Genomic DNA, 15,156 nt, shown 5'->3' with positions numbered 1-15,156 from the left:
TTTATCTCGGCTTTTTAGGATCTAAGAAACCAGAAAATGAACCATCTGAATTGTAGCGTATTCCTTTGCCATTAGGGAGTCTGTATTCTACGCCGCCTCTGGAAAGGTCCGTTTTCACAGTGCCTTTGTTATTTAAAACTTCATTCACAAACTGATTCGCTGCTTCACTTTTTTGTACTGGATTACCTTTTAATGGTTCAAAAACGCCACCGGACCGACCTGCATGTTTTTCCCACGCTCTCGCCGCCGCAGATAAACCTTGTTCATTAATTGGCTTATTGGCTGAAGAAACGAGATCGTCCTTTTTGAAACGATCAAAGTTATCGTTCTGAGCATGCTCTTTATTCCGCGCACCTTCCTCATCCTCAGGCCCCCAACCACCCGGGGTTCCGGAACCGGCTCCACCCAGTTCAGCCTTCTCTTTATCCGTCAGACTCTGTCCAACATTCGGCGCGCTGGCAGCCTTATCATCACCGTTATCCGTCATCGCACTGATGGCTAACAGCGCAGTTGCCACCACTCCCGGACAGGCTCCACCGGACAGGCACTGTTTCACCTGCTGTTCACCAAACTCTTTCACCGCTGCATCCAGTTTCTGCGCGATGGCCGCATTTGCTTCCGTCTGCGGTGTTGTCTGCCCTGCAACCGGTGGTGGTGGCATCAGCAACGAGAGCAGGAAGTTATTCTCAACCGCATTCTTACCCGCCTGACCACCGGTTACCGCTCCGGCGATATCCCCTGATGCCACTCCGCCTGCAATTCCCGCCGCAAGCTGGCTCAGGCCGCTGACCTGCTGCTTCTCGCTTTCACTCAGCTCCGACGGCTTTTTACCCGGGAACAGCTTCTCCATAATGAACCGGGCCGTCAGCTCACCGCCGCCTGCACCCACGCCACCCGCCAGCGCTGACTGGTTATTCAGTTCGGCGGTAACGGCACCCAGTACCGCGTGTGCCATCGCGTTGGCTGCTGTGTTCACCTGACCATCCGGCCCGGTGGTCAGCTTCTTGATTTCCGTAGCCAGATACGGCGAGGCACCGCTCGCCAGCGCGCCCGCAAGGTTATTCCCTGCCAGCGCCGTCAGCGCTCCCGTCACCGCCTGCATCGCCTTCTGCACGTTACTGCCGGTGCCCCACTCCGCCTGCGCATTGTTATACGCCTGCTGCGCCACCGCTGCGTCGGTGATGTTTCCGTCGCCGGGCTTATGTTTACTCTCCAGCTCCGCCCGCGCTGCCGCCAGCTTCGCCGGATCTTTCTGCGCCTCCAGTGCCGCTATCTCTCCCTGCGTCCGCGCAATATCCATCGCCTGCATGCCCAGCTCGCCGATCAGCTGGGCTTCCTTCAGGCGTTTCTGCTCTTTCTCTTTGTTAAAGATCGCACTGATGCTGCCGTCGTTAGCGTGCTCCACGTCCCGGTTCAGCTCCGCGATATCCTGCTGCTGATGCTCCCCGTCGCGGACAGTCAGCTGACCGTCGCCGATCGCGGCCTGCGTGGTGCCTTCCGCATGGCCGCTGTTGTTCCCGCCGGACAGCATTCCGCCGGCCATATTGGTCAGCAGGTCTTTGCCCACCGGGCCACCGGAACTCAGCGAACCGCCGTTGTGCTCCGTGCTGAAGTCCGCCCGGTTGTCGATATCGCTCCAGCCCAGCGTACCGGTGTCCAGGCTGTTTTTTGCTTTATCCGCCGTGCTGGCAATCACCGCACCGTCAAGCTGCGTGTGCTTACCGACCGTAATATCATAGCCGCCGTCACCGGCAAACAGCCCGGTCTGCTCGTTCACGCTGTCAAAGTTGCTGTGCAGCTTGTCCCGGCTGGCAGTGAGGTAACCCGAGCCGCTACCTGCCCCCACCGGCACGCTTAAACCACCGCTGAGGTTCTGTTGCTTCGCATCGTAACGATCGCTGTCCTGCTCGCTTTGCAGCGTCAGGTCACGACCCACGTTGGCGGTAATTTTCTCGCCGCTGACCTGTGCGCCCTTCAGCGTGGTGTCGCGCCCGCTGCTCAGGCTGATGCCGCCGCCCGCATCCAGTGTGGTTTCAGTATGCGTCAGGCCGTGGCCTTTTTCATGACCTTTACCGGCATTTACGCTGGCGGAAACGTTCAGGCCGGTACCGCCAGCCCCCACGCCCACGCCGGCCCCCACGCTGCTGCCGTGGCTGCTGTTCTTACCTTCGGTGCGTTCGGTGTTCTGCGCCGACAGCAGGTTAATATCACGCGCGGCGTCCAGCGTCATCTCGCCGCCCGCCTTCAGCGCGCTGCCGCCGATGGTGATATCGCCGCTTCCGCCGGTTTTATTTTTCCCGGTGGCGTTGATCGACAGGTTCTGTCCGGCAGTCAGCGTGCTGCCCTGCGACTGGCGGCTTTCGCTGCGCGTTTCACTTTTCGACGACTGGCTGCCGTAAGATGCGCTGATCCCTACGGTGTTGGTGGCACCCTGCGCCGCCCCGTTGTCGCCCGATTGCAGACCGGCTGCGGCGTTGCTGGCATTCGCGGCTTCAGTCACCAGCCCGTCCCGCTCCAGCGCCTGTGCCGCCTGCACGCCGGAGAGTGCGGCCTGAGTATTTTGTAGCGCACTGAGCCTTCCGTCGCTCTCCCTCCTCGCCTGTTTCGCGGTGCTGACCGCCGTGTTCAGCGCACTGCCTGCCGTTCCCGACAGCGCTACGCTCAGCCCGCTCTGCTTCGCTTCAAACGTCTCATTACGAGTGCGCTGATCGTAGCCCGGATCGATCTGCACGCTGTCACCGCTCAGGGTCAGATCTTTCCCCGCCACCAGATCGGCACCGCCGATATGCAGTTTATCGCCCGCCGTAATGCTGACGTTGCCCTGGCTGCTGCCCACCGTGCTGACGCTCTGGCTCTGGCGGGTGCCCTGTTCATCGATCTCATGGCGTGTGGACTGTTTGCCGATGCTGAAGCCAATGCCGCCGCTGCCCATCAGCCCGCTTTTTTTCTTCTCCTCCAGCAGGTAGTGGGATTCACTTTCCGTGGCGGCGCGGATATCCACGTTGTTACCAGCCTGCAGAGTCACGTCCCGATCGGCGGCAATCGCCGAACCGCTGACCGTTACATCCTTTCCGGCGACCACACTGACCGTATCGCCGCTCAGCAGGGTGCCCTGCTCACGGGTCACCCGATCGTTCTGCACCGTATGGGTGGTGGATTTTTTCAGGAATCCTTTTTTCTGCGAGTGCGATTCAATGTATTCCGACTGCTGCTCCGTGGCGCTGTTCAGCAGCACATCGTTCTTCGCCTGTAGCGCAATGCCCCCTTTTTCACTGTGCAGCGTACTGCCGGTGGCGGTGATATCGCCCTCACGCGCAATAACGGTGACGCCATCACGCCCGCTGAAGGTGCTGCCCGTGACCTCATCGCGCGAATAGTCCACCACGCGGCTGCTTTTGGATTTCCCACCGCCCCGTCGTTCGCTGTCCAGATCCTGCGTCTGCTGATGCGCTTCTTTAATAGTCACATCGTTTGCGCTTAATCCAATGCTGCCCGCCGTGCTGTCAACCTGGGCGCCTGCGGCCAGCAGTGTGTTACCCGCATTCAGGCTCACGCCTTTGTCACCGCTCAGCGTACTGAGCAGCAGGCGTTCCTCTTCACGACTGTTGCTGACCGATGTGGTGCGCGCTCCGGCTTCCAGCTGCGTTTTGTTACTGGTGCTGTCCGCCAGCAGTTTGATATCGCCGCCCGCCTGCAGGCCAAGCTGCTCTCCGGCTTTAACCTGGCTGCCCTGCAGGGTAATATCCTGCCCGGCCTGAAGGCTGAGATTGCCCCCGGCACTGAGCTGGCTGCCCAGCGCCTGCTGCCATTCACCGCTCACCTGCGCCATCCGCTTACCGGCTTCTTCCGTCACGCCGGTATTACGGTTGCCCATCGCCCCGGAGATCACCTCCAGGCTGGCGGTGTGGCTGCTTTTCGCCGCCGAGATATCCAGACTGTTGCGCGCACTAAGGCTGAGATTCTGCGTGGCATCCAGCTTCGCGCCCTGCAGGCTGATGTCGCTACCGCTCAAAGAGATATCCCCGGCGCTCATCGTTGCCTGGCGCAGCGCATCCTGCAGATTGGTGCTTATCGACAGACTGTCGGCCTGCACATTGATGCTGTCGGCTTTTATCTCTCCGCCCTGATGACGAAAGTCTGTTGCATCAACGCTGAGCGCCCGATCGGCGAACAGGTTGCCCGCGTTCTGCACGCTGTCGGCGGAAAGTTGCAGGTTGCCTCCGGCAATAAGCGCGCCGTCGCCGGTCAGCCGCAGGGTGTTCTGCGCCAGGTACACTTTCGGAACCCATACCGTTTGCGGGCCGCTGGCGGTCTGTACGGTTTCACTGACCAGCCAGACGATATCCTGCTGAAGTGCCGAGATCTGCTCCGGCGTCAGCGCCACGCCCGGTACCAGATTAAACGCCTCCGCCACTTTCACGCCGTTATTCATCAGCTGCTGGTACTGCTCCATGGCGTCTTCGCCCCGTACCGATGTGCGACCGGTCAGCTTCAACACCTGTTCTCGCACCATACGCTGCTCATAGAAGCCGTCGCCCAGCCGCTTTTGTACCCGGGACGGGTCGTAGCCCACCCGTTCCAGCATATAGTCGCTGCTGATAAATTTGCTGCGGCTGGTAAAACGCTCGTCCGTGACGATCAGGAACGGAGAGCCAACGGCAGTATCCTGGCGGAACAACCCGTTATTCGGTATTGAGGTCGCGACGCCACCCAGATGCTGTTTTTCGGTGAGCGCCAGTTCAGCAGGCAGCAGCGGCCGTTCCGGCAGCGCAATCGTCCCGTTTTCCATCGCCGATGGCTGGCTGCCCGGTGCAAGCTGGATCGACCCCTCCTGGCGGCCAGCTCCCTCAACCTCAAAGGCCAACGGATTGCGCTGCCACTCGGCGCGTTCGGCTTCTGCGGCCTTAAATGCGGCTTCCACGCTGCTAATCTGCGCCTGATTGACAGTAGTGTTGCTGATGCTGGCACCGCTGATGGTGACGTTACCGTTGCCGGTAATGATGCCGTCAATGGTGGTGAGCGCCGTGGTTTCATCAAGGTTGAAGGTGGGATACCAGTGTTTGGTATTACGATCGTAGTGGTCAACGATGTATTCCTGGCGGCGTTCGTTAACCGAATAACCCGTGTTTTTCACGGCGCCGCCTATCGACAGATTACCGTTGGCGGTAATGGTGCTGGCATCGTTCAGCAGTTGGTCAGTGATATGCAGTGCCATACTGCCGCCCGCCAGGATACGTGCGCCAGTGCCTTCCGAGATTAGCCTGTCGCGCGATGCTGTGCCGGTAACGGAACGCTCGCGGAGGTTGTTGTAATCGTCTACAAACGGCGCATCAAAGATGTCCAGATGCCTTTCAGGGTCCCATTGTTCAAGACGCCCGCGATCGTGTTCACGCCAGAATGTGTTGTGATAAGGCGTTGGCACGCTGTTTTGCCGGAAGCCTCGCGTTTCATAAAACGTCATGGCATAGCTACCGTCGGTATTGGGGACCAGAGAGAGATAATTCACCCAAATTTCGGCCACGGCCCCCTGGTCAAACTTCACCCTCACTTTGGCCCGCTTTCCTGCCGCATCAATCTCTAACAGCGTACCGTAACGGTTATTTTGCGCCGCATCATCATTCCGGAACGTCAGCTGCTGTGTCGTCGGTGCCATGGTGTTTTTATCGGTACCGATTTCCGATCCATACGACCGCCAGTAGTAGTTATACCGATGCCACTTGTATTCGCTTTTCTCCGCGTCGCGCTCAATTTCCAGCCCTTCGCGCAGATTCTCCAGCCGGCGGGCCTCTACCGTGATATCACCATCGGCCTCGATAAAGCTGGCGCGGTTCTCAATCAGATCGCCGCTGCCAAGATGCAGACGATCCCCGCTGTAGATCAGCGATCCGTCGCGGTTCGTAATGCGCTGCGTCGCCTGCAGATCCAGATCCTGTACGGCGGCGACAACCGCCGCCTCGCCGTGGTTATCGACGCTCCGGCCATGGATCGTTATCTCATCGCCCATCACCGCAGCCGCGTTATCCAGACTGTCAACGTTCAGCATCATCCGGTCGGCTTCCAGACGCCCGCCGTTAACCAGCATACCGGTTGTCAGCCGCAGCACTTTCCCCACCAGCGATCCCCGGTTGGTCAGATGCGTACTGTTAATGGTCAGGCTGCCGGGCAGCAGCCAGTCGGTGAGGTTGGTCATCACACCGGCCACGGTAAGCGTGACCGCCGTGTTGCTGTTCAGGGTATCGCCCGCGCGGTGGGTATAGTCCGTTTTTACCGCCAGCGTCAGGGCCTGCTGGCTTTGCAGCATGCCGCCCTGATTGTTCAACGTACGGGTATTGAGGCTGAGCGTATCCCCGCTCTGGATGGTGCCGCCCTGGTTGAGCAGCGCAAGGGCAGAAGCCACGGCACCGGCATTAAAACTGAGTGCGCCGTTAGCCAGAATACGACCCAGGCGATTATCCAGCGTATTCAGTCCGCTGAATGTCATCGCCCCGGCGCTTTGCAGCCGGCCGGCGGTGTTATCCAGTGCCTGCACGGTGAGCGTCGTCAGCCCGCTGCCCAGCAGCAGACCGCCATCGCGGTTGTTCAGCCGTTCCGCCTGCACGGCCAGCGCATCCTGGCTGCTGACCGTCCCTGCTGCGCTGTTATCCAGCTGTGCGGCATGAAGGGCCAGCGCTCCGGTGGAAACCAGCTGCCCGGCCTGGTTACTGACCTGCGTGGCGCTTAGCGTCAGCGCATTGCCGCTGTGGATCTTACCCTGGCGGTTATTCAGCGTTTCAACGCGGTAAATACCGCGGCCCTGGCTAATCACCGTGCCACCGGTATTCTCCAGCCGCACGGCGGTCATTTCCATGCCGCCGCGGCTGCTGAATACGCCTTTACTGTTATCAATCTGGCCTGCGGTAATGTGCTGATCGCCGTTGCTGCGGATTGCTCCGGCAGCATTGGCGATCTCGCCGAAAATGCGCAGAGCCAGCTGCTGCTGACTGTCTATCGCTCCGTCGCGGTTCAGCAGGGACTGTGCCACCAGCGTCAGACTTTCGCCGCTTTGCAGTTGGCCCGTACGGTTATCAAGCCCCTCGCCCAGCGTCAGCGTCATCTGCTTCTGGCTGTAGAGCAGGCCGCTCTGCCGGTTATCGACTTCCCGCGTGGAAACGATCAGCCGTTCACCCGCCAGCAGCCGGCCCCCGGCGTTATTCAGCCGACCGGCCGCGGCGGCATTTTCGCCCTGCACGCTCAGCTGCCCGGTCGCGCTGATTTTACCCGCACGATTAACGATATCCCGGACGATATGCAGCGCCAGCCCGGCGGCGGACTGTATGGTACCCAGCTCGTTATTCAGGCTGGTTGCGGTAAGCGTGGCATCCTGCTGGCTCTGCACGCTGCCCTGATGATTATCGAAGGTGCCGCTGACGGCACGCCAGCCAGCCTGGCTACCCATCCAGCCCTGAATATTGAAAATATCCCGCGCCTGAAGCACCTGCGACCGTCGGCTGAAAATGCGACCGCTGCCGTTATCCAGCCGCCCGCTAAGCTGCATATCCAGGCTGCCGAGCGCATTAATCGCCCCTTTGTCGTTGTTCAGCGCAGCGGCGCGGATCGCGGTATCGCCGCTGCCGGTCAGCCTGCCGTCCTGATTATTCCACTCGCCGGCCAGGTCCAGCGACAGCGCCTGCTGGCTTAACACCACGCCCTGCAGGCGGTTGCTGAGCTGGCCACCGGTCAGGAAAAGCGAGCCGCCGCTTTGCAGCGAACCGCCGTCATTATTAAAGCTGCTGTCTGTATCGCCCTGCCAGTCCAGCGCCCGCTGCGCCGTCAGCCGTCCGACCTGATTCAGCACATCGCCGGTGGTGCTGAGCAGCAGATCGCCGCCGGACTGCAATCTGCCGCCACGATTATCAAGCTGTGTGGCTGATGCGGTGACGGCGGTTCCGCCCTGCGCGATACCCGCTCGGTTATCCCACTTTCCGCCACTGCTGACCGACAGCCGTTCACCCGCCTCAAGCCGTCCACCGGTGTTATCCAGCGCCTGCTGTGCGTTCAGCTTAAGATCCTGCCGCGCGACAATACGGCCTTCTGCGTTACTAAATCGCTGAGCAGCCAGATCCAGCGACTGGCCGCCAACCTCCCCCTTGCGGTTATCTACCTGTCCGTTAGCGCGGAGGGAAAGATGCTGTCCGGAGAGCAGCCTGCCGCCGGCGTTGCCCACCGACTGCGCCTGAATCGTTACAATGCCGTTGCCCTGAGCGGTGCCCTGCTGGTTAGAAAATTCGCCAGCGGTCGTCAGATTCAACTGTTTTCCTGCCGCCAGCAGGCCCAGGGTGTTTTGCAGCGCCTGGCGGGCCTCCAGCGTCAGCGAGTGCTGGCCGATAATCCGCCCTTTGCTGTTGTCGAGCCGCCCGGCAATCAGCCGGAGCGTTTCGCCACCGATTTCGCCGTCGCGATTATCCAACGCATCACGGGCATTCAGCGTCAGCCGCTGGCCGGAGAGCAGCCTGCCATCAGTGTTATCAATATTTTGCGCAGATACGATCAGCTCGGTTTCGCCCTGCGCCGTACCGGCCTGGTTGTGCCAACTGCCGTCCGTGGTGATGGTCAGTCTGCCGCCCGCGCCAATCATCCCCTGCTGGTTATCGAGATCCTGCTGTGAGGCCAGGGTCAGATCGCCCTGGCTGATCGCGCTACCCCGGGCATTGTGCAGCTGCTGCATCTTCATCTTCAGCTCGCCGCCGTTCAGGGTGCCGCCACGGTTATCGATCGCGCCTGCGGTATTCAGCGTCAGCCGTTTTCCCGCCAGCAGCTGACCGGCGGCATTATCAATATCACCCTCGGCGCTGACGTTAAGCGCCGACTGGCTGACGAGGGTGCCGTTCTGGTTTATCAGGCGCGAGGCATCAAGTGCCAGATCGCCATTGCTGCCCAGCTCACCCCGAGTGTTATTGAGATCCCCGGCGATCTGCCAGTGTTGCGCGGTGCCATCAAGGGAAACCAGCCGCCCGGACTGGTTGATAAGACTGCCGCTAGTCAAAGCCAGCCGCTGCGCTTCGATAGTGCCGTTGCTGTTATCCAGCGTGCCGTTAAGCGTAAAGCGACTTTCTGCACTTCCTGTCTGCGACCAGGCACCCTGCTGATTCAACAGGCTGCTGGCGCTGACGTTCCACTGCCCGGCTTTCACCTGCGACTGCTGCGCCTCGACATCTCCCGTTGCCTTGATATTCAGGCCGGCACTGTCAATCTTCGCCTGGCGGATCGCCACGCTGCCGCTTTTCGCCGTTATCGCTGCGTGGCGGGCGGCGAGCTGGCTCTGGCTGATATCGATCTGCCGCGCACTCAGACTGACCTCTTTTTTACTCAGCAGGCTGCCGCTGGCGCGGATATCCCCCTGGCTGTTTAGCGTCAGATCGGCAGCCTGCACCAGCTGACTATTGATATTACTTCCCGCCAGCAGATGCCCGCTGCTGGTGATATTACCGCCCGCTTTAAGGTGCACATCCCCGGCGGCGGCCAGCGTACCGGACTGGCGGATATCGCCCCCACGGCTTTCGACGGTCAGCGTGCCGCCGCTGTGCAGTTTGCCGTGATGCTCAATGCTTTCCTGCGCGGTCAGCGTGATGTTGCCAGCGGCCTGTGTGAACGCTTCCTGTTTACCAGCCTGCCATACCAGACGCCCGGCGCTGCTGACGGTCAGGGCCTTACCCGCCTGCAAATGGCCGCCCTGATTCCGCACGCCAACACCAGTTTCGGTACCGATCATGCGGATCTGCCCACTGTACATGCCGCCCATCTGGCCCATATCAATCGCCATTTTGGGTTTACTCGCGCTGTCTGCGAGCGGTTTCACCACCTTGCCGTCGGCGCTGATGCGGTTGCGGCCGGCAATCACCGCCAGTTCATCGCTGGCCCAGATGCCGGCATTGACCTCAACCGCGCGGGCAAGAAGATCAACATAGCCGGTGTCGTGACGGGCATCGCCATTCAGGCCGCCGCCTTCAATGCGGATCGTGCCGCGCTCGACCTGATAGCCGGCAATCGCTCCACTGGCATCCCGCTGCGGTTTACCGGTGGTCAGCGTCATTCGCCCGGCATTAATGGTGCCGCAGCCACTGCATACGATCCCCGACGGGTTGGCAACAATGACCTGAGCACGCCCGCCCGCGACCTCCAGAAAACCACGCAGCTGGCTGGGATTATTGCTGTTCACCTCGTTGAGGATCACACGTGCAGGCGCATTGCCCGGCTTCAGATTCGGGTTGCCCTGGATCATCCCGGCCAGTTGTGTGGAGGTCATCAGCGATGAGTTGTTGAGGATCGCGCCGTGGCGATCGACATCGAACTGCGTGAACTGGTTGTGCGAGACGCCCGCCTGATTCGGCGCGGTAATGTTGACCTGCGGCAGTCCGTTCTGGATGGTAATCACCTGCGGACGCAGGCCGGAAGCCGCATTGCCGTCGGCCACGATCCCACCCGCGATGGCAGGTCCGGCCGCTATCGCCAGCCCCAGCAGCCACACAGTGCGGCGAACGGTCACCCACAGCCGTGGCGCGCCGTTGCCCCGGCTCTGCCCCGGTTCGGTACTGCAGCTGCGGGCCAGCTCGGAAACCACCCGCAGTTCCCCGTGGGTGCGGCTGAAGATAAGGCGATAGCAATGTTTGTTCATGATTTTCGTCCGTGAAAAAGTCAGTCCGTTTGGTGCCGTCGTGGCGTTTCCTGCCAGTGATAAGGGATGTTCAGCTGCGTCAGATTTCCAGATTCAGGCTAAATCCCGCCGTGGCGCCTGAAGTATGAAAGTTATCCGGTTTATACAGCGGCACGCCAGCGAACAGGTCATAGCTGAACCGCTGCCACAGCGATCCGCGTATGCCGAGGGCGCTGCCTGCCAGCTGATGCCCGACCAGATAGCGGGTGCCGGGCCCGTTTACGCGCCCGTAGTCCGCAGCCAGATACAACTCCTGCCCCTGTGCCAGCACATTCCACGCCAGCTCGTTGCGCCACAGAAATCCCTTCTCGCCGGAGAGCATCTGTTCGCCGTCAAAGCCGCGTACCGTATAGCGCCCGGCAATCGCCATACGCTCCTGCGGCGTCAGTGCGTTGCTGCTCCACTGGCCGCGCATCGCGGTGAAGAAGCGCCACGGTTGTTCCGCGAGTGCAAAGGGCTGGTTAAGGCTGATATCCGCTAACAGGGTGCCGGTGCGGGCGCTGCCGCTGTGGGTGAGTTCTTCCGGTGCACGCTTCGCGCCAAATGCGCCCGTGCCCCGGTGCCAGTTGATGTTGGCATCCAGCGTGCTGTCACCGAGGTAGCTGTGCTGATTAACGCCCACTTCCCAGCCCGCCGTGCGGCGGCTCTGCTGATCCATATTGATGCCGTCCACCGCATTAGTGGAGCGCTTACGCCAGCCGCGCAGATTCAGCGTGGTTTTGTGCGACTGATTGCGAAAAATCAGCCGCGACAGGGTCAGCTGGGCGTTATTACTTTTGCCGCTGTAGGTCAGCACCTCGTTGGCGTTGGGGATGTTCTGGTGGTAGGTATAGTTGTTGTAGTTGGCCGACAGTGCCCAGTAGCCGAACGGGAAAAAGTAGTTCAGGGCGTGAGAATGGTTGCCAAACGGCCCGTGTTCAAACAGGTCTTTGCCCGCATTAGCGTAGAACAAATCGTTCTGGGCAAAAGGTGCGTCCACCGCCAGGGTTGCCGATCCCAGGTAACGGCCGGTGCTTTTCGACCCGCTGTCATCCAGCCCCAGGCTCAAACGTACCGGGCGGCCTTCCTGCCAGTTCACCAGCAGATCGCTGGTCGCATCCTGCTGACCGGGAACGATCTGAATATCGGCGGCAGCGCTGGGAACGCGCTTAAAGTTCTCCAGCCCCTGTTCGATATCACGCAGGTTAAGGATCTCACCGGGGGAAGCCGGAATAGCATTCCACAGCCGACCGCGCCACGAAACGGTATCGTCAAAGCGGATCTGGCCGATACGCCCCGGTTGCAGCGTCAGGGTCAGCACGCCGGTCGTCAGATCCTGCTCCTGCGCCATCACCCGCGTGGTGACATAGCCCGCCGCCAGAATGGCGTTCTGTACCTTATTTATCGTCAGCACGATGCCCTGACTACCGAGGCAGCGCCCTTTCGCTCCCTTTGCGGCATTCAGCGCCCAGTTAAAACGATCGGCGGAATCCCCGGTCAGGTGCAGGCTGTTGATAACAAAGCAGGGAGATTCACTTTGCGGATAATCGGGCAGAGCCACATCCGGGCTGCGTAGCCGGGCTTCGGGGTGCGGGGTATTTTCCTCACGCAGCACGCGCTCGCGCTCCTGCTGGCGCAGCTGTTCCTGTGCATCTATCGAGGCGGCTTCCCGCGCGGGGCTGTTGGGTGTAGCAAATACCGGCGTAATCGCGATGGACAGGCCAAGCCCTCCCCACCGAATAAGACGTAATAAACCCTGAGCGCAATCCTGGCGCATTCCCTGCTCCTTGCGTTGTCATTCATGCTGGCACCTCGCCTTTCGCTTTCCAAACCAGAAAGCAGGCTGCGATCGCATTAAGGTACCTGTTCAAAATACTGCAAAACGTAAAGTAATATGTCGGGCGACAATATTATTGGAGCCGTACGGCAGAAAGCAAATTAAATCGACAGAATACTCATTCAATTCAGGAATGATTTAACCTGCATTTCAGATGGCTAATAAAGATCAGGATTTTACCTGGCCCGTCAGCCAGAACTTTTTATAGCGCGCAGGCGGTATCCCCACAAGATCATGAAAGATAAGGTGAAAGTTATTCACGTTGTCATAGCCTACGGTTTAGCAACTTCCGTTACACCTAAATCGGTACTGAGCAGCAGCGTTTGCGCCTCGCCTATTCTGCGTCGGGTTTGATACTGCTTGGGGGAATAGCCGGAATAGGCTTTGAACACGTGCGCTAAATAAAACGGGCTCATATTCAGCGCGGCAGTCATCGATTTCAGCGCAATGTCATTTTTATAGCGACTGTCTATATAATCTTTAATTCTCTGCCCCAGCAGGGATTCCGAGGTTTCTTTTTCCTGTTTATTTTCAACCCAGATACTGCGGCACAGCAATAGCAGTGCGCTGAGGAGCGCCTGCTGATTTCCTCCCCGTACACGCTTCTGCTGCTAATGTGCTGCCACATCTGTCCGAACATTCCGCAAATCTCGGCGTAAGCCTCACCGCTGGGCATTACCGCAACCTGCGAACGAGTGGTAAGGAAATTGAACTGTTCCGGCAACCCGCTGGCCCCGGGCGAGCTGGGCGAGAAGCACACTCAAAGCAGCTATCGCGCCATTGAGCTGGCGGGCAAGCTGGGCGTGAAAAAGATCGTGATGATGAGCGGCCTGGCGGGCGTTGACGGCCTGATGGAGTACCGGCCGGTAACCAACACAAAAACCCGTACCTGGAACTATGTGGCTGTGGGCTGCGGCAAGGATCTGCTGTGGTGGAAGGAATTCTTCTCGGTGCTGCGCATGACCGGCTACGACGGCGATGTGTCGCTGGAGATGGAAGATCTGACGATGAGCGTGGAAGCGGGATTACAGACGTCGATTGATGCGCTGAACGCGACGCTGAGCCGCTAAATCGTCGTCGCCTCAGGCTCAGGCTCAGGCTCAGGCTCAGGCTCAGGCTCAGGCTCAGGCTTCAAAGCATAATTGATATGGGTAACGACATTGCTGCGGCGATGCCGTTACCCTCAACAGATCGGAAATTCGGTGCGGTCTGCACGCCTTTTTCACACCACCTGCCAACCTTCAGACCGATCCCCTGTCACCCGCTATCCGCCCTGATCTTTTAGACTTCAGGCATGATAAGATGTCTGAAACACCTGCGGGATAATCTGCTTCGCGGTCAGCGGTGCCAGCATCACGCTATCGAACTCTGCCGCAGACACCCACTTCACTTCTTCAATCTCCGCCGCAGGCTGTAGCTCTCCGCTCACGTTTTGAATACGAAAAATATCAGCCACCAGCAGCAGGCGCCCGGCATCATCGACGATCACCGCAGCGGCAATATGGATCTGCTTCTTATCAACCATGCTGGCTCCCGACTGGCGAAGCCCACTTAGTTGCCGGCGGCGTGTAGTTGTTAAAGTAGTCGATAATTTCAGCCAGGCTGTCGGTAAACAGCAGCATATCGATGTAGCTCTGCCTGATAAATCCTTCGACGGCCATTCGCTCGATCATCGCTTTCAGCGGCTGGTAGAAACCGTTTACATCCAGAAACGCGCAGGGCTTGTGGTGCATACCGAGCTGCGCCCACGTCCACTGTTCAAAAATTTCTTCCATCGTTCCGGCCCCACCGGGCAGCGCGATAAACCCGGAAGACAGCTCCGCCATCCGGTGCTTGCGCTGATGCATATTCTCCACCACCACCAGTTCGGTCAGCCCGGTGTGGCCGATTTCTCGCTCAAACAGCGCATGGGGGATCACGCCGGTCACGCGTCCGCCGTGCTGCAGAGCAGAATCCGCGACCGCGCCCATCAGACCCACCCGGCCACCGCCGTAAACTACGGCAATATCCTTTTGCGCCAGCAGCTGGCCCGTGGCGCGCGCTGCATTCATATACTCCGGGGAACATCCTTCAGCTGAACCGCAAAAAATGCCGATTGAATTCATCTTTTTTCCTTCGGAATCGTTCTGTTCAAATAGGGCAACTGCCATTTGCCCATAAGGTACGCGGGAACGGTCATCGCCGCCAGAAATGGTCACGGAGCGTGGCTTTTCCCCAGGGCATCCAGCGGACATCGTCGAGGCTACACGGCGTGTATGACCACCATTCGTGAAGGACGGGCAGATACTATCGATGACGTTTTTTCGCGGTTTTTATTGCCAGGCTCCCGCAATGCGGCGCATGCCCACATGAATGCCGTTCATCCAGATAGCTAAACGTTGCTGAGTACGCTGAGTACGCTGAGTACGCCGCAAAGTTTCACCATTTCTCCTGTCTGGCAGGCGAATTAAACCATTTCCTGCCGAACTAAATGTGATCCATTACACCTTTCTACACAAAAGTGCCTGACGCCGACCGGTGCAAACTTGCCCGCCAAAAAATAACAGAATCAATCGATTAGCCACCACTGCACAAACGTGCCACAAAAGCCCGTTTCAATAGACAAATGTGCAATACAATCCACCACAAAGCCGGGCTGAAAGAAGCGAAA

At 59.3% G+C, this 15,156-nt stretch carries 5 protein-coding genes and 1 pseudogene; 1 reads left to right on the top strand and 5 read right to left on the bottom strand.

Annotation, left to right across the window (positions count from 1 at the left end; all coding sequences use genetic code 11):
• Position 1 precedes the first annotated feature (1 nt).
• From AC07U6_RS19395 to AC07U6_RS19385, 3 genes are all read right to left on the bottom strand, one after another.
• The gene (locus AC07U6_RS19395; protein ID WP_494764829.1) at positions 2-10,651 is read right to left on the bottom strand and encodes a hemagglutinin repeat-containing protein; all 10,650 of its coding nucleotides are present in this window, start codon (positions 10,649-10,651) and stop codon (positions 2-4) included.
• A 79-nt stretch (positions 10,652-10,730) separates the two neighbouring features.
• Positions 10,731-12,446: a ShlB/FhaC/HecB family hemolysin secretion/activation protein gene (locus tag AC07U6_RS19390; protein WP_494761456.1), complete on the bottom strand. Its 1,716-nt coding sequence runs from the start codon at positions 12,444-12,446 to the stop codon at positions 10,731-10,733.
• Positions 12,447-12,778: 332 nt separating this feature from the next.
• Positions 12,779-13,063: a helix-turn-helix domain-containing protein gene (locus tag AC07U6_RS19385; protein WP_494761455.1), complete on the bottom strand. Its 285-nt coding sequence runs from the start codon at positions 13,061-13,063 to the stop codon at positions 12,779-12,781.
• Between the two features lie 270 nt (positions 13,064-13,333).
• Between AC07U6_RS19385 and AC07U6_RS19380 the strand changes: the two are divergent.
• Positions 13,334-13,576: pseudogene (locus AC07U6_RS19380) on the top strand (sugar phosphate isomerase/epimerase); the annotation flags it as partial.
• A gap of 218 nt (positions 13,577-13,794) precedes the next feature.
• Here the strand turns inward: AC07U6_RS19380 and AC07U6_RS19375 are convergent.
• Both AC07U6_RS19375 and AC07U6_RS19370 read right to left on the bottom strand, forming a co-directional pair.
• Complete coding sequence (locus AC07U6_RS19375) at positions 13,795-14,031, bottom strand: NUDIX hydrolase (RefSeq protein ID WP_494761454.1); 237 nt, start codon at positions 14,029-14,031, stop codon at positions 13,795-13,797.
• Positions 14,024-14,611, bottom strand: a complete 588-nt coding sequence (locus AC07U6_RS19370; protein WP_494761453.1) for an LOG family protein — start codon at positions 14,609-14,611, stop codon at positions 14,024-14,026. Before AC07U6_RS19370 ends, AC07U6_RS19375 begins: the two co-directional genes overlap by 8 nt.
• Between the last annotated feature and the right edge of the window lie 545 nt (positions 14,612-15,156).

It is taken from the genome of Erwinia sp. GW821-FHT03D09 (assembly GCF_059420805.1).
Note: the sequence above shows the minus strand (reverse complement) of the source record. Positions and strands in the feature narration are given on the sequence as shown.

Bases quoted from the DNA above. Each gene is read 5' to 3' on its own strand.
- AC07U6_RS19395 (WP_494764829.1), bottom strand. From the start codon at position 10,651: ATGAACAAACATTGCTATCGCCTTATCTTCAGCCGCACCCACGGGGAA.
- AC07U6_RS19390 (WP_494761456.1), bottom strand. From the start codon at position 12,446: ATGCGCCAGGATTGCGCTCAGGGTTTATTACGTCTTATTCGGTGGGGA.
- AC07U6_RS19375 (WP_494761454.1), bottom strand. From the start codon at position 14,031: ATGGTTGATAAGAAGCAGATCCATATTGCCGCTGCGGTGATCGTCGAT.
- AC07U6_RS19370 (WP_494761453.1), bottom strand. From the start codon at position 14,611: ATGAATTCAATCGGCATTTTTTGCGGTTCAGCTGAAGGATGTTCCCCG.